This window comes from Hydrogenophaga sp. (genome assembly GCF_041633695.1).
GTDB lineage: Bacteria > Pseudomonadota > Gammaproteobacteria > Burkholderiales > Burkholderiaceae_C > Hydrogenophaga.
Genome location: NZ_JBFJMY010000316.1, coordinates 1 through 4,998, shown reverse-complemented (window position 1 = coordinate 4,998; position 4,998 = coordinate 1). Strand labels below are relative to the sequence as shown.

The 4,998-nt window shown below is 65.3% G+C and carries 5 protein-coding genes and 1 pseudogene; 4 read left to right on the top strand and 2 right to left on the bottom strand.

Translation table 11 applies throughout. The features are described from left to right. A pseudogene (locus ABYB95_RS16885) lies at window positions 1-221 on the top strand (hypothetical protein); the annotation flags it as partial. A gap of 14 nt (window positions 222-235) precedes the next feature. Here ABYB95_RS16885 and ABYB95_RS16880 read toward each other — a convergent pair. Next, a complete protein-coding gene (locus ABYB95_RS16880; RefSeq protein WP_372659721.1) occupies window positions 236-1,150 on the bottom strand; it encodes a DMT family transporter in 915 nt (304 codons plus the stop codon). A gap of 132 nt (window positions 1,151-1,282) precedes the next feature. Between ABYB95_RS16880 and ABYB95_RS16875 the strand changes: the two genes are divergently transcribed. After that, entirely contained in the window at window positions 1,283-1,738 is a 456-nt protein-coding gene (locus tag ABYB95_RS16875) for an Lrp/AsnC family transcriptional regulator (RefSeq protein WP_372659720.1), read from the top strand. 174 nt (window positions 1,739-1,912) lie between these two features. Here the strand turns inward: ABYB95_RS16875 and ABYB95_RS16870 are convergent, their stop codons facing one another. After that, complete coding sequence (locus tag ABYB95_RS16870; RefSeq protein WP_372659719.1) at window positions 1,913-2,179, bottom strand: hypothetical protein; 267 nt, start codon at window positions 2,177-2,179, stop codon at window positions 1,913-1,915. Window positions 2,180-2,530: 351 nt separating this feature from the next. On the opposite strand from ABYB95_RS16870, the gene ABYB95_RS16865 reads away from it, so the two are divergent. Next, window positions 2,531-3,742, top strand: a complete 1,212-nt coding sequence (locus ABYB95_RS16865; protein ID WP_372659718.1) for a TolC family protein — start codon at window positions 2,531-2,533, stop codon at window positions 3,740-3,742. After that, window positions 3,739-4,998: efflux RND transporter periplasmic adaptor subunit (locus ABYB95_RS16860; RefSeq protein WP_372659717.1), on the top strand; the 1,260-nt coding region annotated here is incomplete at its 3' end. The genes ABYB95_RS16865 and ABYB95_RS16860, both read left to right, overlap by 4 nt.

Genomic DNA, 4,998 nt, shown 5'->3' with positions numbered 1-4,998 from the left:
GCGAATTCCACTGCACCGGTGCGGCGCAGTGGCTGTTCGTGTTGCAAGGCCAGATGGAGATCGGCCTGCAAGACGGCAGTTGGCGCTGCTTTGGCCCGGGACAGCACTTCTACTCGGCCGACACCTTGCCCGAAGGCGCGACGTTTGATCCGACACTGCACGGGCACCGCAGCCGACAGGTGGGGCAGGAGCCTTTGGTGACGCTGTTCCTCAGGGCCTGAACACCATCCGTTTTTCAGGATCGGCAAGGCCCGGCTTCGCAGGCCTGCGATGTGGCTCTGGGTCGGCGGAAGGACCAGCCCAGGGTGGTGCCAGCGGCCGCGATCAGAATCGCCGCCGCGCCCAGCAGTTGCGCGGTCTGCAGACGCTGACCAAAGGCGAGGTAGTCCACCACGATGGCCACCACCGGGTAGATGAAGGTCAGGGCGGCGGTCAGGTGGGTGGGCAGTTTCTGGATCGCACCGTAGAGCAGGATGTAGACCACCCCGGTGTAGACCACGCCCATGGCCACCAGTGCTGCCCAGCTGCTGGCGTCGTGCGGCAGCTGGCTCAGGTGGGCAAAAGGTGCCAGCATCAGGCTGCCTACGCAGACCTGGATGAGTGCGATCAGGTGCGGCGGCGTGCCCTGCAATTTTTTGGTGACCATGGCGGCGACGGCGTAGAAGAAAGCCGCGCCCAGCGCCATCAGAATGCCCAGCAGGTAGTGGGCACCGTCGCGCTCGGCACCGGGTTTGGCCTGCGCGATCAGCAGAATCCCGGCGAAGGCGATGCCCAGCCAGCCCAGTTTGGTCGCGGTCAGCTTCTCGGAGAACCACAGCGCGCCAAACGCCACCAGCATGAAGGGTTGGGTGTTGTACACCGCCGTGGCGACGGAGATGGAGGCGTGAGAGAACGCGGCAAAGATCAACCACCAGTTGAGAACAAGGGCCACGCCGCCCAAAGCCGCCCAGGCCAGCACCCGGGGCGTCAGCTGGCCGCGCAGCAGACCCAGCGCGGCGCAGACCAAGCCCAGCGTGGCTGCGCCAAAGACGCAGCGCCAGAAAATCAGATCGACCACGGCTTGCTGGGAGACCACCACCAACCAGCCCACGGTGCCGGAAATGGCCATCGCAGCCACCATTTCGGCCACACCGCTTGTTTGCCTGTTCATGTGCACTCCTTGTGAAAATGGAGCACTCAGAATGCCAGAGCAGTTGGCGGTGATACAGGTCTTGCCAAAGGGTGAAGTTTGAATAGACTTTCAAAAACAAGGCGTTTTGTTGAAAACGTTTAAGGAAGAAAAATGCTCGATGCGACCGATCAAAAGCTGGTTGAGGCCTTGCTGGAAGACGCCCGCATGTCCTTGAAAGCGCTGGCCCAGCGCGTCGGCATGTCTGCACCCAGCGTGGCCGAACGGCTGCGGCGCCTGGAAGACCGTGGCGTGGTACGGGCTTACCGGGTGGAACTCGACCCGGAAGCGCTGGGCTATACCTTGCAGGCCATCGTGCGCGTGCGCCCCGCGCCCGGCGAGTTGCACCGGGTGGAAGAGCTGCTGGTGAAAATTCCCGAAGTGGTCGAATGCGACAAGGTGACCGGAGAAGACTGTTACGTGGTGCGCCTGTTTGTGCGCTCCATGGCGCAGCTGGACCAGATCCTGGACCGCATCGCCGACAAGGCACAAACCAGCACCGCCATCGTCAAGGCCCAAACGGTGCGGCGCAGACCGCCGCCGCTGGGTTTTGTGACCTCCCGAGAATGAGCTTCGCCGGATCGCCGCGCAGCTGGCCGCTGCTGCGCACCCGCTCGGTTCGGCTTGTCGCGTTGTTTTGATGGCTCCGACGTGCGCAACGCATCCGCGTTCGGCCGGACATTCCCATACACTGCGAGCCATGCGCGCGATGCTGGTTTTTCTGTTGTGCTTGGCTTTTGCCGTTCAAGGCGTTGCGGGTGCGCGCGCGTTCGAACGGCCTTGCCCGATGAAAAGCAGTGGTGTCGGCGCGTCGATGGATGCCATGGACACCACGGATGCCGATGCCATGGCGGCCGTGCACGGCTGCTGTGTGGATGGGCCTACCGCCGTGGCAACCGGCAGTCCCTGCAAGGCGGGGATGGCGTGCGTGCTGTCCTGCGCGGGCATCCTTCCCATGCCGGGCCTGCCCACGGCCCAGCCAGCGGCCACTTCGCCGTTTTTATTGGCCATGCTTTTCCCGCGGTCGTTCGTACCGTCGGCGATCTGGCGCCCCCCTTCTTCGCGGTGATCCCGGTCTTCAGAGAGCCGTAACGGTCACCTGTTCCTCGCAGGCTGTTCGTTACGGGCGTTCGTGTGCCCCTGCCTTGCCAGGGGTTCACATACCCAGTTCGGATTCCGCTCATGTTGAAGTTGTGCGATACCGGTGCGTCTGCAGAGGCACCGCGTCGGCGTTGGTCTTTGCGCCGCACCCCGGTCATGGTTTGTTTGGTTTTTGCTGCATTCGGTGCAGGCGCGTCCGGCGCTGCGCTGGCCCAATCTGTTGGCCGTTCCCCGGTGGGCGGTCTGAGTCTGGATGCCGCCTTGCGGGCCGCAGAATCGCGTTCCGGCGCTCTGGTGGCCCAGGACGCGGCGGTCGATTCGGCGCGACAAATGGCCTTGCAGGCCGCCCGTTTGCCCGATCCGGTGTTGCGGCTGTCGATCGACAACCTGCCGGTTGACGGGCCGCAGCGCTGGAGCTTGGCCGGCGATTTCATGACCATGCGCTCCATTGGGCTGGCGCAGACCCTGACGCGCGAAGGCAAGCGGCAGGCACGCGCCAGCCGTTACGAGCGCGAGGCGGACGAGGCTTTGGCGGTGCGCACGGCGCGGCTGCTCGACTTGCGCCGCCACACGGCGCGCGCCTGGTTCGATCTGCATTACCAGCAACAACTGCTGGATTTGCTGTCGCAACAGAAAGACGAGCTGGCTTTGCAAGTCGAAGCCGCATCGGCGGCCTACCGCGCAGGGCGCGGTGGTTTGAGCGATGTCTTCATGGCGCGCATGGAGTCGGCCCGGGTCGAAGACCGCATCCAGGAAGCGCGGGCCCAAGAGGCCAATGCCGCGCTCGGTCTGGCGCGCTGGACGGGCGCACCCCATTCCGGGCGCCTGGGGCCGGTGCCGGCCATCAGCCGAACACGGGCGCTTGAACAAGGGCTGGAGCAGCACATGGCCGGGCACCCCGACGTGGCCTTGATGGATTCCAAAGAGGCGGTCGCCTGGGCCGACGTGGAGGTCGCGGTGCAGGACAAACAGGCCGACTGGAGTGTGTCGGCGATGTACAGCCGCCGAGGGTCGGCCTTCTCCGACATGGTGTCGCTGGCGGTGTCCGTTCCGCTCACATGGGACCAGAAAAACCGCCAGGACCGCAACGTCAGCGCCCAACTGGCGCGGGCGGCGCAGGCGCGCGCCGAGCGCGAGGAAACATTGCGCGAACGCCTGACCGAGACCAAACGCTGGTTCCACACTTGGCGCAGCCATCTGGCCCGCCTCTCAGACTACGACGCCAACCTGATTCCGCTGGCGGCCAGCCGGACCGAAGCGGAACTGCTCGCCTACCGCAACGGCAAGGCGGGTTTGTCTTCTGTTCTGGAAAGCCGCCGCCTGGAGATCGGCATGCGCATCGAGCGCTTGCGCATCGAGATGGCCACCGCCGCCTTGTGGGTGGAGCTGGAATACCTGGGCCTTGACGCGCACGGCTCGGAACCCCCAGCCCGGCCGCAAGGCACCGCATCCCTTTTGGAAAGCAAGCCATGAAACTCAAAAACCTCTTGTTGGGCGGTGTTCTCGTGGCCGTGTTGGTCGGTAGCGGCCATTTTCTCTACCGTCTGGGCGCACAACAAGCGGTGCGCACGAACCCCGCTGCATCGTCTGCATCGGGCGCCGCAATGGAAGGCGCTGTGACCACAGCAGACCCGTCGAACTGGGGCATTCCCGAAGGCGAGGCGGCGACGCGCCGCCACATGGACTCGGGCATCCGGGCCGGTGTGGTGGACCCACTGACCGGTCGCCAGGTGCTGTACTACCACGACCCCATGGTGCCGGGAAAACAGTTCGAAGTCCCCGGGAAATCGCCGTTCATGGACATGATGCTGGTGCCCGCCTATGCCGGGAGCGAAGGCGCAGACAGTGGCACGGTTCGCGTGAGCCCGCGCATCCAGCAAAACCTGGGGCTGCGCAGCGCCGTGGCGACCGAGGGCGCATTGGTGCCTGCTGTGCGGGCGGTGGGGGCGATTGCCTGGAACGAACGCGATCAAGCCGTGGTTCAGGCGCGCGCCCTGGCCTATGTGGAGCGCCTGCATGTGCGTGCCGTGCTGGACCCGGTGCAAAAGGGCCAGGCACTGGCCGAGTTGTACGTGCCCGATTGGGTGGCCGCCCAGCAGGAATTTCTCGCGGTGCGGCGCATGTCCGGCAGAGACTTGGCCGCAATGGTGGACGCTGCGCGCTCGCGCATGCGACAGGCCGGCATGGACGAGGCGCAGATCCACCGGGTGGAGTCCAGCGGCGAGGTGCAAGCCCGGGTAACCCTGCGCTCGCCGCTGACGGGTGTTCTCACCGAGCTGATGGTGAGCGAGGGCACCACCTTGATGCCCGGCATGGGCGTTGTTCGCATCAACGGTGTGTCCACGGTGTGGGCCCATGCAGAAGTGCCCGAGAGCCAGCTGGCCCTGCTGCAACCCGGGGCGCGGGTGGTGGCGCAAACCCCAGCGCTTGCGGGCCAATCGTTTGAAGGCCGGGTGGCGGCTTTGCTGCCCCAAGTGAATCCCAAAACCCGCACGCTCAAGGTGCGCATGGAAATCGCCAACCCGCGCGGCCAACTCGTTCCGGGCATGTTCGTTCAGATGGAATTGGCGGGACAGGCCACTGAGCGCGCCGTGCTGGTGCCAACAGAAGCCGTGATCCAAACCGGCAAGCGCAGCCTGGTGATGCTGGCCGAAGAACAGGGGCGGTTCCGCCCGGTTGAGGTGGAGATCGGCACCGAGAACGGTGGACAGACCGAAATCCGGCGCGGT

Coding starts and splice junctions, on each gene's coding strand:
- ABYB95_RS16880 (WP_372659721.1), bottom strand. CDS start 1,150: ATGAACAGGCAAACAAGCGGTGTGGCCGAAATGGTGGCTGCGATGGCC.
- ABYB95_RS16875 (WP_372659720.1), top strand. CDS start 1,283: ATGCTCGATGCGACCGATCAAAAGCTGGTTGAGGCCTTGCTGGAAGAC.
- ABYB95_RS16870 (WP_372659719.1), bottom strand. CDS start 2,179: ATGGCCAATAAAAACGGCGAAGTGGCCGCTGGCTGGGCCGTGGGCAGG.